This window comes from Caballeronia sp. LjRoot34 (assembly GCF_964253815.1).
Taxonomy (GTDB): domain Bacteria; phylum Pseudomonadota; class Gammaproteobacteria; order Burkholderiales; family Burkholderiaceae; genus Caballeronia.
Genome location: NZ_CAXUSB020000001.1, coordinates 804,778 through 825,317, shown reverse-complemented (window position 1 = coordinate 825,317; position 20,540 = coordinate 804,778). Strand labels below are relative to the sequence as shown.

Sequence of the window (20,540 nt, the reverse complement as noted above, 5' to 3'; positions counted from 1 at the left end):
AAAAAAACTCTAAAACGTCTGAAAGTGACTACGAATCGAGGGGTTGCTCAACCAGGTGTGCATTCGCCGCGCGGCGCCGCAACACACGGTTACGGCGTGATGACGTCAATGACGTTCTTCTTGTTATCCTTGAAATCGATTAGCGTAATTGCGCCGCCGCCTTTCAAATCACCTTTGTCATCGAATGCAATGTGTCCTGTCAGGCCATTGAAATCCGTCGATGCAATCGCGGCAAGCACCTTTGGCGCTTCAATCGAATTAGCCCGCTTCATGGCGTCGACAATCACATATACGGCGTCATAGGTGAACGGTGCGTAGCTCTGGACCGGCAGATGGAAACGGGCTTCATAGCGCTGCGCGAAATCCCCGCCCTTGTCCAGCTTCGACACGTCCACGCCAAGTTCCGAGCACACCACGTTCGGCGCTGCGTTGGCCGCGAGCGTGGCCATGTCGGCGGAACACATGCCGTCACCGCCAAGAATCTTCGCCTTGATGCCTAAAGCTGCAGCCTGTTTGGCAAACGGTCCACCGGTCACGTCCATGCCGCCGAACATCACCGCGTCCGGCTGGACGTGCTTGATCTTGTTCAAGATCGCCTTGAAATCGCGCGCTTTTTCGCTCGTCACCTCGTGACCCGTAATGCGGCCGCCGCCTGCGACCACAGCCTTGGCAAACTCGTTCGCGAGACCCCGGCCGTAGAGCGTGGCGTCATCGACGACCACGATTTTGCGCGCGTGCAGCGTCTTGAGCGCATAAGTCGCCAGCACTGGCCCTTGGCGCGCGTCCGTCGGCACCACACGGAACGTTGTTTTGTACCCTTGCTGCGTGAACGCGGGGTTGGTCGTCGCACCCGAGATCTGCGCCACATCCGCGTCGCTATAGATCTTCGATGCCGGAATCGACACGCCCGAATTCAAATGTCCGACCACCGCCACCACGTGGTCAGCCACCAGTTGCTGCGCCGCTGCAATACCCTTCTTGGGATCGGCTGCGTCGTCCTGCGTGTCCAGTTCGAGATGAATCGCGTGACCGTCGATAGTCAGTCCCTGAGCACTGATTTCCTCGATGGCCAGCCTTGCGCCATTTTCGTTGTCCTGCCCAAGATGGGCCAGCGGTCCGCTAAGCGGCGCGACGTGGCCGATCCTGACGACAGTCGCGGTGCTGGCCGGTACGGGCGCGGAGGCCGCAGCCACCGATGCCGGCACGGCCGGCGCACTTCCCCCGACACTCGCCGAGGCTTCCGGCACCGCCGACGCCCCCGCAGCTTGCTCGTTGTCACTTTTTTTGCTGCACGCCGTTGCCATCGCAACTGCAGCCGCGATGGTCACGACAAAGCCAAACTTAATTCGCATTCAATCGGTCTCCGGCGCCCTGAGAAGCTGATGTTTCCAGCCCATCCGGCTTGGAACGCGCGCATTGTAACTCGGTTTTTGAGACGTGCAATATTGTTCAGCGACAGGGGTTTTCCTCCATTGCAACCCTCTCTTTGGCCTCTGGCGGAGGTCTCGGAGCAACCCGGTTGCGCCCCGCCCCGGTGCGCAAGTTGCACCATTGACTGGCATCGTGGGTAAACACCAATGCGTTGCATTGCTTTGGCGGCCATGCGAATTCGCGAAAACGCACTTTCATGGTGCGAGTGCAAAATCAGCCGGTCAATCCGGGCGTTCTCGTAGCGACCCGGGTGCCGTGCTCGCGGGTGCGGCGTTTGGGCGCGACATTTTTCAAGGCGCACAAATAAAAAGCCGCGCCAACACGGGTTGGAGCGGCCTCTCAATACAATTTCGACTTTCGCCTCTAAGCCTCTAATTCAGGAACGAAGGACGACGCTTCGCGGATGGCGCATCACCCCGGCAGCGTCAACCCACGCGGCAGCGGAAACGAAACCGTCTCCTCGATCCCTTCCAGCGGGCGCACGTTTCGCACCCCCAGTTCCCGCAACCGCGCGATCACAGCTTGCGCCAGCACTTCCGGCGCCGACGCGCCCGCCGTCACGCCGATGCGCTTTTTGCCTTCCACCCATTTCGGGTCGATTTGCGTGGGGGAATCCACCATATAGGCGGGGATTCCGCGCTTTTCAGCAACTTCACGCAGCCGGCTTGAATTCGAGCTGTTCGGGCTGCCGACCACGATCACCACATCGCATTGAGGCGCGAGAAACTTCACCGCGTCCTGGCGATTCTGCGTGGCGTAGCAAATATCCTGCTTCTTCGGCTCTTTCACCGACGGGTATTTCAACTTCAATGCCCCGATGATCGCAGAGGCGTCATCCACTGACAGCGTGGTTTGCGTCACGTAGGCAATTCGGTCGGGATCGGCAAGCGTGAGCGCTTCCACGTCCTCAATATCCTCCACCAGATGCATGCCCTCACCGCTCTGTCCCATCGTACCTTCCACTTCGGGGTGTCCCTTGTGGCCGATCATCACGATATCGAAGCCTTCCTGGCGCATCTTCGCGACTTCCATGTGCACCTTGGTCACCAGCGGGCAGGTAGCGTCGAACACGCGCAAGCCGCGGGTTTCCGCTTCCGAACGCACCGCTTTCGACACGCCGTGCGCGCTGAAAATCAGCGTGCTCCCTTCAGGCGCATCCGCCAGATCTTCGATGAACACTGCGCCTTTCTTGCGCAGATCCTCGACGACATAGGCGTTGTGCACGATCTCGTGGCGTACATAAATAGGCGCGCCAAACAACGCGATGGCCCGCTCCACGATTTCGATTGCGCGATCGACGCCGGCGCAAAAGCCGCGCGGCTGGGCGAGAAGAATTTCGACATCGAGAAGGGTGTCAGTGGAGCTCATGGCTACAGAATTCCGATGATTTTCACTTCGAACGCCAGCGCCTGGCCGGCAAGCGGATGATTGAAATCGAACAGCGCGGAGGTCTCGCCAACCTCCTTGAGCACGCCCGCGTAACGGCCACCGCCCGGCGCATTGAATTCGACGAGGTCGCCGGGAGAAAAATTCTCGCCGATCATCGCGTTCTCACGCAACGTGGCTAACGACACCCATTGCAGCATTTCCGGATTGCGCGGACCGAACCCCTGGCCAGGCATCAGCCGAAAGGTCGAGTGGTGGCCCACCTTCAGACCCAGCAGAATGTCTTCGAGCGGCGGCGCAAGATGACCGGCGCCTAATAACAGCGTGGCGGGCTTGTCGGCAAACGTGCTGACAATGTCCGCTCCATCCTCAAGCGCAAGCCGGTAATGAAGCGTGACATGCGAACCGGGTTTCACCTCGGAAATATCAATGATGCTCATGTTTGATCGTGGTAGCCGTAAAAGCCGTAATTACCTTCTCAGCCGGTCCCGCCGTCCGATAAAAGGCCGGGCGTCCAAACGGGACGCAGTCGTGGCGAAAGCTTGGCCGGCACCCGGGCACCGCGCCGCAGGAGTTGAAGCATCCGTTGGGCAAACCACTGAACGGGCGCTCGGGGAAGTGCCAAACCTACATTGTAAGCCACAGTACGACAGCCCCGCCTCGATCCGAGCAATGCTCCGGCGTGATGGCGGACGGGCCGGCCAGTCACCGCGTTCGACGCTAATTTCAATCTCAATTTCAACCTTGGTTCCGACGTTCTTTCCGCGATTGCACGCGGGCGGGAGCGTGACATGAACGCCCGGCTCGAGCTGGTGCAAAACAACGCGCCCTATTCTGCCGCCGACCTGCTCGCCGCGGAGCCTCCCGCACATATCGCGCCTGCCGTCATGCGCATGCTCGACTGGCCTGCGCGCGATCGTCCACGCGAACGCCTGTTAAAACTGGGCGCTCAGACGTTATCGGACGCTGAGTTGCTGGCATTGTTCCTGAATACGGGCCGCCCTGGCATGACGTCCGTTGACGTGGCGCGCGATCTCCTGGTCCGGTTCGAATCAATTAGAGGCGTGCTGAGCACGACTGCGACGGAATTACGCAGGTTCGGCGGCATCGGCCCGGCGAAGGCGGCGCTGCTGCTTGCTGTCTCGGAGCTGTGCCAGCGTTCGCTCGCGGAAAAAACCCGCGACCGGCCCTTGCTGGACGCCCCGCAGGCGGTGGAAGACTATTTGAAGTGGCTGATCGGCACGCGGCCCAACGAAGTGTTCGTCACCCTTTTTCTCGACATCAGACATTGCCTGATCACCGTGGACGAGTCGGCGAAGGGGTCGATCTCGCGTGTTGCCGTTTATCCTCGCGAAATCGTGCGGCGGGCGCTCACATTAAATGCGGCCAGCCTGATCGTCGCGCATAATCACCCCTCCGGCGGCGTCGAGCCGAGCGCAAACGACCGTAGGCTGACGCGCGTGCTGCAAGACTCGCTCGTGCTGATCGATGTCCGGCTGCTGGATCATCTGGTGGTGACCTCGAACGAGGTTTTCTCGTTTTCGCGACAGGGATGGATTCCGGCATGAGTTGCAGCCGAAGTGACAGCCGAACGCTGATTTCACTGATTTAATAGCCCGCTGGCCACAAAAGGCGGCAAAACCAAGCCTGAATGAGGCATTGCGGGCGGAAAACCGCACGAAACCTGCCCCGGACCAGATGGGCGGATACCTCGTCCGGTACCAAAAAGAGTTGATTTTGCTGGTTTTTTGCGGTTAGAATCTCGGTTTGCTTCTTTCAACCAACCTGTTCCGAGCGTACGCGGTCATCATTTCGGGCAAACCTCTCGGTAGCCCGAAGCGGTCCCAAATGTATCTGGCGTTCGAACTCAGAATTAAAGCGTATTAGGAGTGCTCTCATGGCACGTGTATGCCAAGTAACCGGGAAGGGGCCGATGAGCGGCAACAACGTTTCCCATGCGAACAACCGCACCAAGCGTCGTTTCCTGCCCAATCTGCAAAATCGCCGCTTCTTCGTTGAAAGCGAAAACCGCTGGGTTCGTCTGCGTCTCTCGAACGCCGGCCTTCGTCTGATCGACAAAAACGGCATCGACTCCGTGCTCGCAGATTTGCGCGCACGTGGCGAAGTCTAAGGAGCAGGAACATGGCCAAGGGCGCACGCGACAAGATCAAGCTGGAATCGACCGCAGGAACGGGTCACTTCTACACGACCACGAAGAACAAGCGCAACATGCCGGAAAAGATGGCGATCAAGAAGTTTGATCCCGTTGTCCGCAAGCACGTTGAATACAAAGAAACCAAGATCAAATAAGATCCGGTCTCTTTCGCTGCAGCATCACAAAAAGCCTCGCTCACGCGAGGCTTTTTGCTTTGGTGCCGGCATCCTTCCTGTCCGGCCGAACTCGTGCGCTCTGTTCGCCCTACTGGCCGAACGGCCAAGTGGCCGCGTAGCGTGGCACGCGTTATCCTTACCGACCAGGCTTTCTCCATGCCACCGGCGTGAATCCCGAAAGTCGCAGCGGATAAAATTGACGGAGACAGGGCGGGATGAATTTCGACGTGGCAATTATCGGCAGCGGGCTGGCGGGCCTGAGCGTGGCGCTGAATCTGGCGGACACCCGGCGCGTGGCCATCCTCGCCAAGCGCAGCGTAAGCGAAGGCGCCAGCGACTGGGCCCAGGGTGGTATCGCGGCCGTGCTCGACTCAGCCGACAGTATCGACAACCACGTTCGCGACACGTTGATCGCCGGCGGTGGCTTGTGCGACGAGACCGCTACCCGATTCATCGTGGAAAACGGGCGTGCGGCCATTGAATGGCTGATCGGCGAAGGCGTGCCGTTCACGAAGGATCTGTCCGCCGAGCTCGGCTTTCATCTGACGCGTGAAGGCGGCCATAGCCATCGGCGGATCATTCATGCAGCCGATGCAACCGGTCACGCCGTGGTCACCACGCTCAACGAGCGTGTGCGCAATCATCCGAACATCACGGTCCTGGAAGATCATCACGCCATCGACCTGATCACGTCCGAGCGGCTCGGGTTGCCCGGGCATCGCTGTCATGGGCTTTATGCGCTCGATCTTGCGAGCGGACGTACCGTCACCATCGAGGCGCCGCATACCGTGCTCGCGACCGGGGGCGCAGGCAAGGTGTATCTGTACACCACGAATCCGGATACCGCGACCGGCGATGGTATTGCGATGGCGTGGCGCGCGGGCTGCCGGGTATCGAACATGGAGTTCATCCAGTTCCATCCGACTTGCCTGTTCCATCCGTATGCGAAGTCCTTCCTGATCTCCGAAGCCGTGCGCGGCGAAGGCGGCATCCTGCGCCTGCCCGACGGCACGCGGTTCATGCTCGCCCACGACGAACGCGCTGAACTTGCACCGCGCGATATCGTCGCCCGGGCGATCGACTTCGAGATCAAGAAGCGAGGTATTGACTGCGTGTATCTCAACATCAGCCATCAGCCGGAAGCGTTCCTTCAGGAGCACTTCCCCACCATCCTGGCGCGCTGCCGCGAGTTCGGTATCGATATCACGAAACAGCCTATTCCCGTGGTGCCGGCCGCGCATTATACGTGCGGAGGCGTGGTCACCGATCTGGCCGGCCGCACGGATCGCGCCGGCCTTTATGCCGTGGGTGAGACCTCGTGCACGGGGCTTCACGGTGCGAACCGGCTGGCAAGCAACTCGCTGCTCGAATGCCTGGTGGTCGGGCGCGCGGCGGCGCAAGCCATGGAAAAGGACGGCTTCGCGGCGAGCGGCCATGCCCCCCTGCCTGCCTGGGATGAAAGCCGCGTCTCCGATCCGGACGAGGAAGTCGTGGTCGCGCACAACTGGGACGAGTTGCGGCGGCTGATGTGGAATTACGTGGGCATTGTGCGTACCGATAAACGGCTTGCACGCGCCCAGCATCGGATAGCGCTGCTGCGTGACGAGATCCACGAGTACTACGCGAACTTCAAGGTGAGCCGCGACCTGCTTGAATTGCGGAATCTTGTTGATGTCGCGTCGCTGATTGTGGAAAGCGCATGCTCACGGCGCGAGAGCCGCGGTTTGCACTTCAGCCGCGACTGGCCGGAGACGTTGCCGAAGGCGCTGCCGACTGTATTGACGCCGCCGTCTGTGAGACGCAGGGGAATTTGAACGAAGGGAACCGCGGATTGCACTGCGATAGCAGGTATGCAGCAACAGCCCATTAGCTAAAAGCGAAAAAGCCATTCCAACACGAATTGGAATGGCTTTTTCGTTTCTGCCTTGGAGCAATCGGCAGCGGGAGATTTGAACCGCGCCTGGTTACGCCGAACGCACCGCATCTAGCGCGCACTGCACCAGATCCCGCATCAACGGCGCGACCCTTGCTGCGCGGGCTTCGTCATAGGCGTACGGCCGTGTCTCTTCCATATAAGTCACCTGCGACAACTCCAGTTGCACCGCGTGAATGCCGTCCTGCGGCGCTCCGTAGTGCCGCGTGATGTAGCCCCCCTTGAAGCGCCCGTTAGCCACAGCCGTGTAAGCGCCCTGCCCGACCACCATCGCTTCGAGCTTTTCCGCGAGACCCGCAACCGCGCTTTCCCCGGCCGCCGTGCCGAAGTTGAAGTCAGTAAGCTTGCCGTCGAAGAAACGCGGCACGTGTGAGCGAATGGAATGCGCTTCCCACAGCAACGCTTTGCCATGCGCCGCTTTCAAACGCGCCAACTCTTCGGTCAGCGCATCGTGATACGGCCGCCAATACTTCTCGCGACGGTTGGCGATCTGCGCATCCGAAGGCGCGGCGCCCGCGAGATACAACGGTTCGCAGTTGAAAGTATCGACGGGACACAGGCCGGTCGTATCGCGTCCTGGATAAAGATTCGCGCCATCCGGCGGACGGTTCAAATCGATCACATAACGCGAATTCGCGGGCACGAGGATCGACGCGCCCATCTCCACCGCGAACGCGTAGAGACGTTCGAGATGCCAGTCGGTGTCATCGACTTCGCGGGCGATCGGCGTCATGGACGCGGCTATGTCGGCGGGAATCTGGGTGCCGGCATGGGGAATCGAAATCAGCAGCGGCGCAGTGCCGCGCTTCAACGTAAAAACTTGATCCGTCACAGGCGTGTCCTTTATTTGAGCAATCCGGCCAGCGTGTTTCGATACTGCCCGAACGCCTCTCCTTCATCGCGATGCCGCCGCGCCTCCACCACGCGCTTCCCGCCAACGCTCACATCCAGCACCGGCGTCTCGCCGTGTTCGCAAAACACCACGCCCGATAACCACGCGTCCGGCGCATGCCCGGCAATCGCCGGATGATCGGGATCGAGCACGATGAAATCCGCCCGACGCCCCGCTTCCAGCGCGCCGACTGCGCGGCCGGTGGCGCTGGCGCCGCCTCGGCCTGCGGCGTCGAAGAGACGATCGGCGACGTGTGCCTGTTCATTCGATGCCAGCACGTTGCGCTCGCGTCGCGTGAGCCGTTGTCCGTATTCCAGCAAGCGCAGTTCCGAGCGCCAGTCGACGGCGATGTGGCTGTCCGAGCCGAGCCCAAACCGCCCACCGTCGTTCAGGTACGCATGCGTGGGGAAAATGCCATCGCCGAGATTGGCTTCGGTTGTCAGGCAAAGTCCCGCGACGGCGCCACTTGCGGCCATTGAGCGGACTTCGTTTTCGTCGACATGCGTGGCGTGCACGAGGCACCAGCGTTCGTTCACGTCGAAGTTATCGAGCAGCCAGCGCACGGGCCGCGCCTTCAGCGTCTCCAGAGAGGCATCGACTTCAGCCGTCTGCTCGGCTACGTGAATGTGCACCGGGGCGCCTGGAAAAGCGCTGTCGAGTCCGCTGAGCAAACGGCCCAGCGATTCCTTCGATACAGCACGCAGCGAATGTGGCGCGACGCCGTATCGCAGGTTGCCATTTTCGGGCTGCGTCGAGCGCAATGAAACGAGGGCATCGAGCAGGCTTTCCGGCGTGTGGATAAACCGCGCTTGACCGGGCGTAGGCTCGCACTCGCCAAAACCGCTGTATTGATAAAGCACGGGCAACATCGTCATGCCGATGCCGGTTTGTGCTGCGGCATCGACCACGCGAGCGGCCATTTCGGCAGGATTCGCGTAGGGTTTGCCGTCTGGCGCGTGATGCACGTAGTGAAACTCGCAGACCGACGTGTAGCCCGCCTTCAGCATTTCGATATAAAGCCAGCGCGCAATGTCGCCAATGCTGTCCGGGGAAATGCGCGCGGCAAACCGGTACATCAGGTCGCGCCAGCTCCAGAAGCTGTCGGCAGGATTCGCGCGATATTCGGTGAGCCCCGCCATCGCGCGCTGGAACGCATGCGAGTGAAGATTCGGCATGCCGGCGAGCACCGGACCTTTGGCTTTATCCACGCCCGCCGGTTGCGTGCTGTCCGGCGTAACGGCGACCAAGGTACCGTGATCGTCCCATTCCAGCAGCACGTCGCGATGCCATCCGTCCTGCAAACGCGCGTGTTCGGCAAACAAGCTATTTCGATTCATGTGGAATCCTACTTAATTCCGCTTATTTTCGTTTATCCACGGTCACGGCGCCGTGGCGCACGACCAGCGCGCAACGATCAAGGCCGGTCCAGTACGCCAATTCCGCCAGCGTTTCGATATCCCACGCAACAAAATCCGCCTTCGCGCCAACGGTGATCTCACCGTTCACATCGGCGTGACCAAGCGCTTTTGCGCCGTGACGCGTCACGCCCGCGAGCACTTCCGCCACCGACAAACGGAACAACGTGCAGCCCATGTTGAGCATCAGCAGCAGCGACGTACTCGGCGATGTCCCCGGATTGCTGTCGGTGGCGAGCGCTATTGGCACGCCGTGACGACGCAGCAGGTCGATCGGCGGCAACTGTTTTTCGCGGATGAAATAGAACGCACCCGGCAATAAAACAGCGACGGTGCCGGCTTCGCGCATCGCGATTGCGCCGGCTTCGTCGAGGAATTCGAGGTGATCGGCCGATAACGCGTGATGCTTCGCCGCGAGCGCCGCGCCGCCCATCAGCGACAACTGCTCGGCGTGCATTTTCACGGGCAGATTCAGTTTCGATGCCGCGTCAAACACGCGCTCCGCTTGCTCAAGCGTGAACGCAATGCGCTCGCAGAACACATCGACGGCATCGACCAGGCCTTCTGCCGCGAGCGTCGGCAGCATCTCGTTGCAGACATGGGCGATGTAGTCATCGGCGCGGCCGGCGTACTCCGGCGGCAACGCGTGCGCGCCAAGGAACGTCGTGGCGATGGTCACCGGCCGCGCCGCCGCGAGTCGCCGCGCGACGCGCAGCATCTTGCGTTCGGTCGGAAGGTCCAGCCCGTAACCCGATTTGATTTCCAGCGCGGTCACGCCTTCGGCGAGCAACGCGTCCAGCCGGCGCAGCGACTGCGCGAACAATTCGTCCTCGCTCGCGGCGCGCGTGTTGCGCACCGTCGAGACAATACCGCCACCGCGTTTCGCGATGTCTTCGTAACTCGCCCCTTCAAGCCGCATCGCGAATTCTTCTGCGCGGTTTCCGGCGTAGACGAGATGCGTGTGGCAATCGACGAGACCCGGCGTCACGATCCTTCCTTTTAGATCGTTGCTTGCCGCTTCGGCAAATGCTGAAGGTATTTCAGCTTCAGCCCCGAACCATTCAATGCGCCCGTCGCGCACGACAATCGCCGCGTTTTCGAGTACATCTGCCGGATCGGCACGTGCTGCAAGACGCGCATTGCGCCAGATTTGCACGCTGTTATTGGTCATGTCAGCGATCCTTCGAAACAATACGAGCGTCGATGAGAACCGCGCCTTCCGAAACCGGTTCGACGTTTAAAGAAGCCTGTTCGCCGGCCTCAAAAACAAGCGCATCGCCTTGAGACAAACGCTCACCATCGACCGCAAATTCGCCGAGCGCGCAGACCAGCACAACGCTGCCCTGCGCCACGCTCAACGCTGCAGCATCACGCCGCACTGTCACACTTCCCAACACACGATCCCGCCTCAACATCAGGTTGAAATCCCGCGTCGGGCCGTGCGGCAATTCTGCCGTTATCTTTGTTTCACCCGCGAACGCGAGCGAATCCCAGCGAGCGAGAACATGCCGCGGGCCGTCTGCATCGACAAGCACCATCTCCGCGCCTTCGATCAGCGTCAGCACGCGGTCGATGCCCTCGAACACCGAGAACGCCCCCGCCTCCGATACATCCGCGATGCTCACGCGCCAGTCGAAGGCATCGAAGGCCGCACCTGGCGGCGACGCGGCGATCTCGCGCGTCGCACCGCCTCCGTTTTTCCACGGCACGGCCTTCAAATCGGCCGCGCGAATAATGCTGAAGGCCAGTGCCATGATCAGGTCGTGATGAACGGCAGATCGAGGCCGAAGCTCTTCGCGCATTCAATGGCTTGCTCGTAACCGGCATCGCCATGACGCATCACGCCCGACGCGCAGTCGTTCACCAGCACGCGCGCGAGACGCTTTTGGGCTGCGTCGGTGCCATCGGCAACGATCACCATGCCAGCATGTTGTGAGTAACCCATGCCAACGCCGCCACCATGATGCAAGCTGACCCACGTCGCGCCGCCTGCTGTGTTCAACAGTGCGTTGAGCAGCGGCCAGTCCGAGACGGCGTCCGTGCCGTCCTTCATGCTTTCCGTCTCACGATTCGGGCTGGCAACCGAACCCGTATCCAGATGATCCCGGCCGATCACGATCGGCGCTTTCAGCTCGCCGCTCTTGACCATTTCATTGAACGCGAGACCGGCGACATGACGCTCGCCCAGGCCCAGCCAGCAAATCCGCGCCGGCAGACCCTGGAACGCGATGCGATCGCGTGCCATATCGAGCCAGCGGTTCATGCCTGCGTTATGCGGGAACAGTTCTTTCAGCTTGGCGTCGGTCTTGTAGATATCTTCCGGATCGCCTGACAACGCGACCCAGCGGAACGGCCCCTTGCCTTCGCAAAACAGCGGGCGGATATACGCCGGAACGAAGCCTGGGAAATCGAACGCGTTCTTGACGCCGTCGTCGAAAGCGACCTGACGCAGGTTGTTGCCGTAATCGACGGCGTGAATGCCCATCGCGTGGAAATCGAGCATCGCCTGGACGTGCTGGGCGCAGGAACGTTGCGCAGCGGCCTTCAGCTCGGCGTGCTGGGACGGGTCGAGCGACGCCGCGCGCCACTTCTCCAGGCTCCAGCCAGCCGGCAGATAACCGTTGATCAGATCGTGCGACGAGGTTTGATCGGTGACCAGATCCGGCTTGATGCCACCCGCCTTGGCGCGGCGCACGAGTTCCGGCAGCACTTCGGCTGCGTTGCCCAGCAGCGCGATCGACACAGCGTCGCCAGCGGCCGTGTGCTGCTTGACCAGTTCAAGCGCGTGATCGATGTCCTTCGCTTGTTTATCGACGTAGCGCGTGCGCAGACGGAAATCGATACGCGTCTGGTCGCACTCGATATTCAGCGATACCGCTCCCGCCAGCGTCGCCGCCAGCGGCTGCGCGCCGCCCATGCCTCCCAGCCCCGCGGTCAGGATCCAGCGGCCCTTCCAGTCGCCGTTAAAGTGCTGCCGCGCGGCTTCGACGAAGGTTTCGTACGTTCCCTGAACGATTCCCTGGCTGCCGATGTAGATCCAGCTTCCGGCCGTCATCTGGCCGTACATGAACAGGCCCTTGCGGTCGAGTTCGTTGAAGTGTTCCCACGTGGCCCATTTCGGCACGAGGTTGGAGTTCGCGATCAACACGCGCGGTGCGTCGGCATGCGTCTTGAACACGCCAACCGGTTTGCCGGACTGAACCAGCAGCGACTCATCGCCTTCCAGGCGTTGCAGCGTTTCGAGGATTTTGTCGAGGCATTCCCAGTTGCGGGCAGCGCGGCCTATACCGCCATAGACCACCAGCTTGTCGGGGTTCTCGGCGACCTCCGGATCGAGGTTGTTCAGCAGCATCCGATACGGCGCTTCGGTGAGCCAGCTCTTGCACGTAAGCTCGGTGCCGCGCGGTGCGCGCAGGGGACGCGGGTTGTGGTTTTTCATCAAAGCACTCCTCGGACGGGATGGTGAACATTCGGTATCTTGCAGCCAATTCCTCGGGGCGTTTCAGCCAGCAATGGAGCTTGGTCGGCGAGTTGTATATACAAGTCTGAATTAAAACAAATCAGAGCGCAAGCGGTGGGCAGAGGGATTCGGCTAGGGGTTTACTTGAACGACGCTGACAGCCCGGTATAAACCGCGCGGCCAACGCCGATCCCGCGTAAAAACGGCAGAATCGGCGGCAACGGAGCGTGCGCGATCTGTCTATACAAGGCCCCTGATAATTAAAACGCGGGGTTTGCGTCGTGGACGAACGCCCAGGCTGCGGCGATATCGCCCGCCAATGGCCGGTCGTCCCGGTATCGCGAAATAACCGCACGGACGCTTCGATAAATTGCGTCGGTTTCAGGCGCACGCGACAAGTCAGCGGGTTGCAGGTCATACGCCTGAGTCGCCGCCAGCAACTCGATAGCAAAGATCCGCTCGGCATTGGCGATGATTTCCAAAGCCTTCAACGCAGCCGGCGTCGCGTGACACAAGTGGTCCTCCTGCAGGCCGGAGGTAATCCCCCCATCCAGACTCGCAGGCATTGCAAGGCGGCGATTGTGCGCAACCAGTGAAGCCGCCGTGTACTGCGCGATCATGAAACCGGAACACGTGCCGCCGCTATCGGCGAGAAAAGCGGGCAAGCCGCTCACCAGCGGATTCACCAGCCGGTCGATGCGGCGCTCAGCCATCGCGGCGACCTCGGCCACCGCGGTACTCAGGCTATCCATCGCCAGGCCAATCGACGCGCCCACCGCATGCGCCTGCGAAAATACCCGCGGCGAAGCGAGCGTGCCGGCGACGACGGGGTTATCGGTGACCGAAGCCAGTTCGCGATTCACCACTTCCGCCGTCGTCGCGAACACGTCGCGCGCCGCGCCGTGCACGTGGGGAATCGTCCGCAAGCTCAAGGGGTCCTGCGTCTTGCGTCCGAACGACGCCGCGATAATGCCGCTGTCAGCAAGAAGCGCCCGCAGGTGTGCGCCTACCAACGACAATCCCGGCGATATGCGCAGCGCAAGCGAATCGGCATCGAAGGCCGCAGCTTGACCACGCAGGTTCTCGAAAGACATCGCGGAAATGGTGTCGGCCCATTCGAGCAGCCGCTCAGTGCGCGCCAGCGCCAGCGAGGCAAGCCCGGTCACACAAGGCGTGCCGTTGACCACGCTCAAGCCTTCCTTCGCCTCAAGCACGAGCGGTTCGTGCGCCAGCCGTTGCAACGCGCCGGCAGCGCTCATACGACCAGTGTCATCGCGGACAAATCCTTCGCCGATGAGCACCAGCGCAATATGCGCCATATGGCTCAGATACCCGACCGAGCCGAATGCCGGCACTTCTGGCGTCAACCCGCTGTCGAGCAACGTGACGAGCAGCTCCACAAGTTCGAGGCGCACGCCGGAATGCCCATGCGCGAAGTTGTTCACCGCCGCCGCGATGATCGCGCGGGTCTCCTCACCCCGCAGCGGCTCGCCGACGCCGACCGCGTGACTCATCAGGATATTGCGCGACAACGCGCGCTGTTCCGACGGCGACACGACCACGTCGCACAGCGCGCCCACGCCGGTGTTCACGCCATACGCGCGAATCCGGCGTTCGACGATCTGCTCGACCAGCGAGCGCGCATGGTCGATCCGCGAGCGCGCCCCCGGCGACAAAACCAGCTTCGCGCCATTCGCAATCTGGGCAATGCCACGCCAGTCAAGCGGCTTGTCGATACACACGGAAGACACCGCCGCTGCCGAGCGCCCGTTGCCGCAACCATCACTCAAGTCCGCGCCGATGACGATAGGATCAATCGATGGCGTCGGTAAAAAGGAACTTGCCAACACGTCAACCTCGCTCTATTTTAGTTAGCAGTACGTGAATGATGACTCGATACGAACTGCTGGAACCGTTCCGAGCAACGGCCGTTGAACAGGTCGTCAGGCGCGCCCTGGGCATCGACTCGTCCCTGGTGCAGGAACATCACGCGATTTGATACATGCCGCGCAAAGCCCATCTCATGCGTGACGACCAGCATGGTCCGGCCTTCCTCGGCGAGCGCGCGCATCACGCGCAATACTTCGCCGACCAGTTCCGGATCGAGTGCGGACGTGGGTTCATCGAAGAGCATGACCTTGGGGTGCATGGCCAAAGCCCGTGCAATGGCTACGCGCTGTTGCTGGCCGCCCGACAGATGCGCGGGGTAGGCATCGCGCTTTTCGTAGAGGCCGACCTTCGTCAGCAACTGCTCCGCCTCTTCAACGGCTTCCGCACGCGTGCGTTTCTGCACGCGCAACGGCCCTTCAATCACGTTCTGCATTACCGTCATGTGCGACCAGAGGTTGAAACTCTGGAACACCATGCCGAGCTGCGAACGAATCCGGTCGACCTGCTTGCGGTTGCCCGGCTGCAGGCGGCCATCGCGGCCACGCTTCATTTCGATCGCTTCGCCCGCGAGTCTCACTTCACCGTCGTCGGGCGTTTCCAGCATGTTGATACAGCGCAGGAAAGTGCTTTTGCCGGACCCGCTCGCGCCGAGGATGGAGATCACATCGCCTTCGTGCGCGTCGAGGGAAATGCCCTTGAGCACGTGCGCGTCGCCAAATGACTTGTGGATGTTGGTCGCGGACAGCGCAATGGAGGTGCTTACGTTCATGAGGTTTTCTCCCTTGGATTCAGGAATCGATGTGTTGGCTGTCGGGGACGGTCGCCGCTTTGAGCGTGGCCTGTGAACGCTGCTTCTTCGGCACCGTAGCGTTGCGATCGCGCAGATGCGGTGAGAGCTTCTTTTCGAGCATGCCCAGCGCCCGCACGATGATGAAATTCAGCACGAGATAGATAGCGGCCGCGCAGATAAAAACCTCCATCGTCCGGTAGGTGCGCTGGATGATCTGCTGCGCAACGCCCGTCACGTCCCAGACCGTGACAAGACTGGCCAGCGCCGTCGACTTGACGAGCAATACGGCTTCGGTCGAGTACGCCGGCAGTGCGTAACGCAGCGTGATCGGCGCGATGATCCGGCGCAACACGGTCCAGCGCGACATGCCGCACGCGAGTGCCGCTTCAATCTGCCCGTGGGGCACCGACTGCAAACCGCCGCGAATAATCTCGGCGGTATATCCAGCCGTGCACAACGCGAGCGAGACGATCGCACACACATACGGTACATGCAGCAACGGCCAGAGGAAGCTCTCGCGCACAGCCGGGAACTGACCCAGGCCGTAATACACGAGGAACATCTGGATCAATAGCGGCGAGCCGCGGAACACCAGGATATAGCCCCGCGCAAAACGGTTGAGCGCCCAGTTCGGGCTCACCCGCATCGCAACGATCACAAGAGAAAGCATCCCGCCCACGATCAGCGAGGCGAAGAACAACCCGAGCGTGGCGGGGACAGCGGCTAATAGTTTGGAGAACGTATCGCCGAGAAATTCGAAATCGATATTCATGGTCGGATTCGCTAGGGATTCGTATGGGTGGCTCAGTGGCGCGCGAGCGTGCCGCGAAATGATCGGCCGATACGTGCTTCGGCGCGGTCGAAGACGCGGTTCGACAGGCTAGTGAGGACCAGGTACAACGCCCCGCCGACCATATAAAACGTGAAGTATTGATGCGTCGATCCGGCGGCGACCTGGCTCGTACGCATCAGTTCGGCGAGTCCCGTCACGGCGATCAACGCTGAATCCTTGAGGCTCAATTGCCAGACGTTGCCGATACCCGGCAGCGCAAAACGGATGACTTGCGGAATCAGCACGCGTCGCCATAACGTTGCCGTCGGCATGCCGATGGCCCGCGCTGCCTCGATCTCTCCACGCGATACCGCCAGCACGGCCGAGCGATACACCTCAGCTTGATACGATCCGGAAATCAGGCCAATGGCAAGTGCACCGACCATGAAAGGCGGCACGCCGATGAACCCGTCAGCACCAAAAAAGTGACCGACGGCGGTCATCACCGACGAGCCGCCGAAGTAGAAGAGATAGATGATCAGCAGCTCGGGGATGCCGCGAAAGAGCGTGGTGTAGGCATCGCCGAGAATTCTCAGCGTGCGGCTGCGAGACAGTTTTGCGGCGGCGACCATCGCGCCGAAAACTGCGCCTACGGCGAGCGCGGCGATCGTCAGCACCACGGTCATGAGCAGCGCGAGCAGCAAGGTGCTGCCCCATCCTTGCTCGCCGAAACCGAGTAGTTGAACCAGACTCATCTTTTATCTCCAACGGTGACACATCGTCGAGCGCGCCGGGTTATCGCGGCGCGCTCGCCAGGCTTCGTGAATCAGCAGCGCCTCAAGGCGTCGCGTCGACCTTCAACCACTTCAGCGAGAGGCGCTTGACCGTGCCGTCGGCGAGTGCCGCCTGGATGCCCTGGTCGAATTTAGCCTTCAGGTCCTTGTCGGATTGACGGAATGCCAGCGCTTCGCCGGGACCCCAGACCGTTCCGGCGATCTTCGGGCCGGTGAACGCGAGACCCTTGTTTTCCGGCTTGGTGAATGCCGACGCCCAGTAGGTGCTGTCGTCGAAAGCCACGTCGATGCGGCCGGCTACCAGATCGAGGTCATGCTCCGGCGCGGTCTTGTATTCGCGAATGGTCGCGACGTCCTTGAAGTTCGTATCGATGAACTTGGTGTAGACCGTGCCCGACTGGATGCCGATGGTCTTGCCCTTCAGCGCGACGCGCAGTGCATCGACGGTGGCTTTGTCGTGCGCGGCGTCACCGGTCAGCTTGACGGTCTGGCCTGCACCGGGTTGCTTCGCGAGCGCGGACGGGCTTTGATCGGCGGACACGAAAGCGGCGGGCGTCGATGCGTACGGCGTCGAGAAAGCGATGATTTTCTCGCGTTCCGGCGTGACCGAAATCGCGTCCATGAGCACGTCGAACTTGCCTGCTTGCAGGCCGGCGATCATGCCGTCCCAGTCTTGCGTGACCAGGTTGCACTGGATCTTGATGCGGGCGCAGACGTTCTCGATCAGTTCCGGCTCAAAGCCGCCGAGCTTGCCGCCGGGAAGCGTCAGGTTCCACGGTTCGTACGCGCCTTCGGTAGCGATCGTGACGGATTTCCAGTCTCTTGCCTGGGCGCTCGCAGCGCCGAGAGCGATTACACCAACGGCCACCGATGCAGCCAGCCGGGCGAGCAATTTCGTTTTGCCTGTCATTGTTAAGCCACTCTTCCACGAAGGTTGTTGGATCAAGTGGCGAACGCCAACTTGTATATACAAGCATGGAGTGAACAAAAAGGACTGGCAACGTTTTTTTCGCCTGAGCAGGGGAAGTTAGGGAAAATACTGAGGAGCTTGATGGATAAGGCTTACGGAGGCTTTACTACGGTTGATGCGGAGAATTTGACGGGCGGTCGTTCGATTTGTTTTAAGGTTTATTGAAGTTGTCTAGACACAATGGGAGAAAAATGCCGGCTAATTGCTGATCGGTCGGCGGTGAGCTGTGGCGGATTGATTTTGAGCGCAGTGGTCGGAGCCGGTCCGGGATTGCTGCTTTCAGGCTCTTCCACCCAGCCTGAAAACAGCAACCGGGCATCACGCCCCTATTCAAGCCGCATCGAATAATCCGTGGCCCGCACGTCCTTGGTCAGCGCGCCGATGGAAATTCGGTCCACGCCAGTCTCGGCAATCGTCCTCACGGTATCGAAGTTCACACCGCCGGACACTTCCAGCACCGCCCGGCCGGCGGTCAGCCGCACGGCATCGCGCATGGCATCGAAGGCGAAATTATCGAGCAGGATCGATTCCGCCCGATGCGCCAGCGCCGTTTCAAGCTGTTCGAGCGTCTCCACTTCAATCTGAATCGGCACGCCGACATTCAACGCGAGCGCCGCATCCATCGCCGCACCCACGCCGCCCGCCGCGGCAATGTGGTTTTCCTTGATCAGAATGCCGTCGTAAAGCGCCAGCCGCTGGTTCGCGCCGCCGCCCACCCGCACCGCGTACTTCTGCGCCAGGCGCAAACCCGGCAAGGTCTTGCGCGTGTCGAGAATCCGCGCCCGCGTCCCTTCAATTGCATCAACATAACGACGCGTCGCGGTCGCCACCCCCGACAACATCTGCAGGAAATTCAGTCCATTACGCTCGGCCGTCAACAGCGCGCGCGCCGGCCCGTGCAGCAAAACCACGGGCGTATTGGCGCTCATTCGCGCCCCTTCGCGATACAGCCATTCCACACGAATCGATTCATCCACCCGGCGCATCACCGCTTCGAACCAAGGGACGCCGCACAACACCGCTTCCTCGCGGACCGTGACGCGTGCCGTACGCTGCACGTTGGCAGGCACGAGAAGCCCGGTCCGGTCTCCGTCGCCGATATCTTCTGTCAGTGCATCGGTGACATTGCGCTGAAGCGCCTGATCGAACGCAGCGCCGTACAAGGCCCGGATTTCTTCAAGCAAGGGAGAAACCAACTGACTCGCCGCCATCACGCCGCTCCTACGTTTGAAAACAACGAAACATCCTTCGCGAGATCACCGCTTGCCTGGACGCGCTTCTTGTGACGGGCAGCGAAATCGAGCATGCGGTCGATCGGCAACCGTGCGCGAACCGCGATCTGGGAATCAACGAAAATTTCGTTGTGGCCGCGTTCCAATACGGCCGCCAGATTCGTCAGGCCGTTTATTGCCATCCACGGACAATGCGCGCAACTCTTGCAGGTTGCGCTGTTCCCGGCCGTTGGCGCTTCGATGAACTCCTTGTCCGGCGCCGCAAGCCGCATCTTGTGCAGGATTCCAAGATCCGTCGCGACGATAAACCGCTTCGCCTCAAGCCTCACCGCCGCGTCGATCAACTGCGTGGTTGAACCCACCACGTCAGCCAACGCCACCACCGCTTCCGGCGATTCCGGATGAACGAGGATTTTTGCATCGGGATACTCGGCGCGCAGCAGATCGAGTTCGATGCCTTTGAACTCATCGTGGACAAGACACGAACCTTGCCACGACAGCATGTCGGCACCGGTTTTCTTCTGGATATAACCGCCCAGATGCCGGTCGGGCGCCCAGAGGATCTTTTCACCGCGCGCATGCAGATCAGCAACGATCTCCAGCCCGATCGACGATGTCACCATCCAGTCCGCCCGCGCTTTCACCGCAGCGCTGGTGTTTGCGTACACCACGACCGTGCGGTCGGGATGGGCATCGCAGAAAGCGGAGAATTCGCCGGCGGGACAACCCAGGTCGAGGGAACACGTGGCGTCGAGATCGGGCATCAGCACGCGTTTTTCGGGGCTGAGGATTTTCGCGGTCTCGCCCATGAAACGAACACCGGCGACAATCAGCGTCTGCGCCGCGTGATCGCGCCCGAAACGCGCCATTTCCAGCGAATCCGCTACGCAGCCACCGGTTTCATCGGCGAGTTCCTGCAACTCGGCATCGACATAATAATGCGCGACCAACACCGCTTTCTCGCGCACGAGCAACGCGCGGATGCGCTCCTTCAACTCGCGCTTTTCCTCGCGCGACGGGGCGTCCGGCACTTTCGCCCACGCCTGCCCGATGCCGCATGTCAGTCCCTGCGGCCGGTCGTACTCGACGCTTTTAATCGCCTGCTCCATCGCTTCCTCGTCTCCGTGTCTCGTGAATACGCCGTGAATCCGTCGTGAAAACCAGGCCCCAAAACGACAAAACCCCGCCAGAGCGGGGTCTTGTGACGTCATGAAATTTTAACGGATATCGATGACGAAGGTCGG

The 20,540-nt window shown here is 61.1% G+C and carries 19 protein-coding genes; 4 read left to right on the top strand and 15 right to left on the bottom strand.

What is annotated here, in order from left to right; genetic code table 11:
• Positions 1-89 precede the first annotated feature (89 nt).
• The 3 genes from ACSQ36_RS03540 to ACSQ36_RS03530 form a co-directional block, all read right to left on the bottom strand.
• On the bottom strand, positions 90-1,352 hold the full coding sequence (locus tag ACSQ36_RS03540; protein ID WP_436180925.1) for a branched-chain amino acid ABC transporter substrate-binding protein: 1,263 nt from the start codon (positions 1,350-1,352) through the stop codon (positions 90-92).
• A 490-nt stretch (positions 1,353-1,842) separates the two neighbouring features.
• On the bottom strand, positions 1,843-2,799 hold the full coding sequence (gene ispH / locus ACSQ36_RS03535) for a 4-hydroxy-3-methylbut-2-enyl diphosphate reductase (protein WP_089163464.1): 957 nt from the start codon (positions 2,797-2,799) through the stop codon (positions 1,843-1,845).
• A 2-nt stretch (positions 2,800-2,801) separates the two neighbouring features.
• Positions 2,802-3,257, bottom strand: coding sequence for an FKBP-type peptidyl-prolyl cis-trans isomerase (locus tag ACSQ36_RS03530; RefSeq protein ID WP_213762363.1), 456 nt, complete (start codon positions 3,255-3,257; stop codon positions 2,802-2,804).
• 351 nt (positions 3,258-3,608) lie between these two features.
• Between ACSQ36_RS03530 and radC the strand changes: the two genes are divergently transcribed.
• The 4 genes from radC (at position 3,609) to nadB (ending at position 6,962) form a co-directional block, all read left to right on the top strand.
• A complete protein-coding gene (gene radC / locus ACSQ36_RS03525) occupies positions 3,609-4,385 on the top strand; it encodes a RadC family protein (RefSeq protein WP_436180924.1) in 777 nt (258 codons plus the stop codon).
• A gap of 329 nt (positions 4,386-4,714) precedes the next feature.
• A complete protein-coding gene (rpmB, locus tag ACSQ36_RS03520; protein ID WP_031359861.1) occupies positions 4,715-4,948 on the top strand; it encodes a 50S ribosomal protein L28 in 234 nt (77 codons plus the stop codon).
• Positions 4,949-4,959: 11 nt separating this feature from the next.
• Entirely contained in the window at positions 4,960-5,127 is a 168-nt protein-coding gene (gene rpmG, locus ACSQ36_RS03515; RefSeq protein WP_006478046.1) for a 50S ribosomal protein L33, read from the top strand.
• Positions 5,128-5,363: 236 nt separating this feature from the next.
• Positions 5,364-6,962: an L-aspartate oxidase gene (gene nadB / locus ACSQ36_RS03510; protein ID WP_436180923.1), complete on the top strand. Its 1,599-nt coding sequence runs from the start codon at positions 5,364-5,366 to the stop codon at positions 6,960-6,962.
• Between the two features lie 150 nt (positions 6,963-7,112).
• On the opposite strand, the gene hutG is transcribed toward nadB, so the two are convergent.
• The 12 genes from hutG to nadA all read right to left on the bottom strand — a co-directional run bounded on the left by hutG (position 7,113) and on the right by nadA (position 20,405).
• Entirely contained in the window at positions 7,113-7,913 is an 801-nt protein-coding gene (hutG, locus tag ACSQ36_RS03505) for an N-formylglutamate deformylase (protein ID WP_213762360.1), read from the bottom strand.
• 11 nt (positions 7,914-7,924) lie between these two features.
• Positions 7,925-9,310 (bottom strand): formimidoylglutamate deiminase, encoded by a 1,386-nt coding sequence (locus tag ACSQ36_RS03500; RefSeq protein ID WP_436180922.1) that lies wholly within the window; start codon positions 9,308-9,310, stop codon positions 7,925-7,927.
• A 22-nt stretch (positions 9,311-9,332) separates the two neighbouring features.
• Positions 9,333-10,559: an imidazolonepropionase gene (gene hutI / locus ACSQ36_RS03495; RefSeq protein ID WP_436180921.1), complete on the bottom strand. Its 1,227-nt coding sequence runs from the start codon at positions 10,557-10,559 to the stop codon at positions 9,333-9,335.
• 1 nt (position 10,560) lies between these two features.
• A complete protein-coding gene (locus tag ACSQ36_RS03490) occupies positions 10,561-11,142 on the bottom strand; it encodes a HutD/Ves family protein (protein ID WP_436180920.1) in 582 nt (193 codons plus the stop codon).
• A 2-nt stretch (positions 11,143-11,144) separates the two neighbouring features.
• Positions 11,145-12,827 carry a urocanate hydratase gene (gene hutU, locus ACSQ36_RS03485; RefSeq protein ID WP_436180919.1) on the bottom strand — a complete coding sequence of 561 codons (1,683 nt, stop codon included), beginning with the start codon at positions 12,825-12,827 and terminating at the stop codon, positions 11,145-11,147.
• A 281-nt stretch (positions 12,828-13,108) separates the two neighbouring features.
• Positions 13,109-14,599, bottom strand: coding sequence for an HAL/PAL/TAL family ammonia-lyase (locus tag ACSQ36_RS03480; RefSeq protein WP_436183076.1), 1,491 nt, complete (start codon positions 14,597-14,599; stop codon positions 13,109-13,111).
• A gap of 116 nt (positions 14,600-14,715) precedes the next feature.
• Entirely contained in the window at positions 14,716-15,507 is a 792-nt protein-coding gene (locus ACSQ36_RS03475) for an ABC transporter ATP-binding protein (RefSeq protein ID WP_436180918.1), read from the bottom strand.
• Between the two features lie 19 nt (positions 15,508-15,526).
• Complete coding sequence (locus tag ACSQ36_RS03470) at positions 15,527-16,300, bottom strand: ABC transporter permease (protein WP_436180917.1); 774 nt, start codon at positions 16,298-16,300, stop codon at positions 15,527-15,529.
• A gap of 32 nt (positions 16,301-16,332) precedes the next feature.
• Positions 16,333-17,055 (bottom strand): ABC transporter permease, encoded by a 723-nt coding sequence (locus tag ACSQ36_RS03465; RefSeq protein WP_213762353.1) that lies wholly within the window; start codon positions 17,053-17,055, stop codon positions 16,333-16,335.
• A gap of 82 nt (positions 17,056-17,137) precedes the next feature.
• Positions 17,138-18,004 carry a transporter substrate-binding domain-containing protein gene (locus ACSQ36_RS03460; protein ID WP_436180916.1) on the bottom strand — a complete coding sequence of 289 codons (867 nt, stop codon included), beginning with the start codon at positions 18,002-18,004 and terminating at the stop codon, positions 17,138-17,140.
• A gap of 386 nt (positions 18,005-18,390) precedes the next feature.
• Positions 18,391-19,275, bottom strand: coding sequence for a carboxylating nicotinate-nucleotide diphosphorylase (gene nadC / locus ACSQ36_RS03455; protein WP_436180915.1), 885 nt, complete (start codon positions 19,273-19,275; stop codon positions 18,391-18,393).
• Positions 19,275-20,405: a quinolinate synthase NadA gene (gene nadA, locus ACSQ36_RS03450; protein ID WP_436180914.1), complete on the bottom strand. Its 1,131-nt coding sequence runs from the start codon at positions 20,403-20,405 to the stop codon at positions 19,275-19,277. Before nadA ends, nadC begins: the two co-directional genes overlap by 1 nt.
• Positions 20,406-20,540 lie beyond the last annotated feature (135 nt).

Coding starts and splice junctions, on each gene's coding strand:
- ACSQ36_RS03490 (WP_436180920.1), bottom strand. CDS start 11,142: ATGGCACTGGCCTTCAGCATTATTCGCGCGGCCGATTTGAAGGCCGTG.
- ACSQ36_RS03465 (WP_213762353.1), bottom strand. CDS start 17,055: ATGAGTCTGGTTCAACTACTCGGTTTCGGCGAGCAAGGATGGGGCAGC.
- ACSQ36_RS03540 (WP_436180925.1), bottom strand. CDS start 1,352: ATGCGAATTAAGTTTGGCTTTGTCGTGACCATCGCGGCTGCAGTTGCG.
- ACSQ36_RS03460 (WP_436180916.1), bottom strand. CDS start 18,004: ATGACAGGCAAAACGAAATTGCTCGCCCGGCTGGCTGCATCGGTGGCC.
- radC (WP_436180924.1), top strand. CDS start 3,609: ATGAACGCCCGGCTCGAGCTGGTGCAAAACAACGCGCCCTATTCTGCC.
- hutU (WP_436180919.1), bottom strand. CDS start 12,827: ATGAAAAACCACAACCCGCGTCCCCTGCGCGCACCGCGCGGCACCGAG.
- nadC (WP_436180915.1), bottom strand. CDS start 19,275: ATGGCGGCGAGTCAGTTGGTTTCTCCCTTGCTTGAAGAAATCCGGGCC.
- nadA (WP_436180914.1), bottom strand. CDS start 20,405: ATGGAGCAGGCGATTAAAAGCGTCGAGTACGACCGGCCGCAGGGACTG.
- ACSQ36_RS03500 (WP_436180922.1), bottom strand. CDS start 9,310: ATGAATCGAAATAGCTTGTTTGCCGAACACGCGCGTTTGCAGGACGGA.
- hutI (WP_436180921.1), bottom strand. CDS start 10,559: ATGACCAATAACAGCGTGCAAATCTGGCGCAATGCGCGTCTTGCAGCA.
- rpmG (WP_006478046.1), top strand. CDS start 4,960: ATGGCCAAGGGCGCACGCGACAAGATCAAGCTGGAATCGACCGCAGGA.
- ispH (WP_089163464.1), bottom strand. CDS start 2,799: ATGAGCTCCACTGACACCCTTCTCGATGTCGAAATTCTTCTCGCCCAG.
- ACSQ36_RS03475 (WP_436180918.1), bottom strand. CDS start 15,507: ATGAACGTAAGCACCTCCATTGCGCTGTCCGCGACCAACATCCACAAG.
- nadB (WP_436180923.1), top strand. CDS start 5,364: ATGAATTTCGACGTGGCAATTATCGGCAGCGGGCTGGCGGGCCTGAGC.
- ACSQ36_RS03470 (WP_436180917.1), bottom strand. CDS start 16,300: ATGAATATCGATTTCGAATTTCTCGGCGATACGTTCTCCAAACTATTA.
- ACSQ36_RS03530 (WP_213762363.1), bottom strand. CDS start 3,257: ATGAGCATCATTGATATTTCCGAGGTGAAACCCGGTTCGCATGTCACG.
- rpmB (WP_031359861.1), top strand. CDS start 4,715: ATGGCACGTGTATGCCAAGTAACCGGGAAGGGGCCGATGAGCGGCAAC.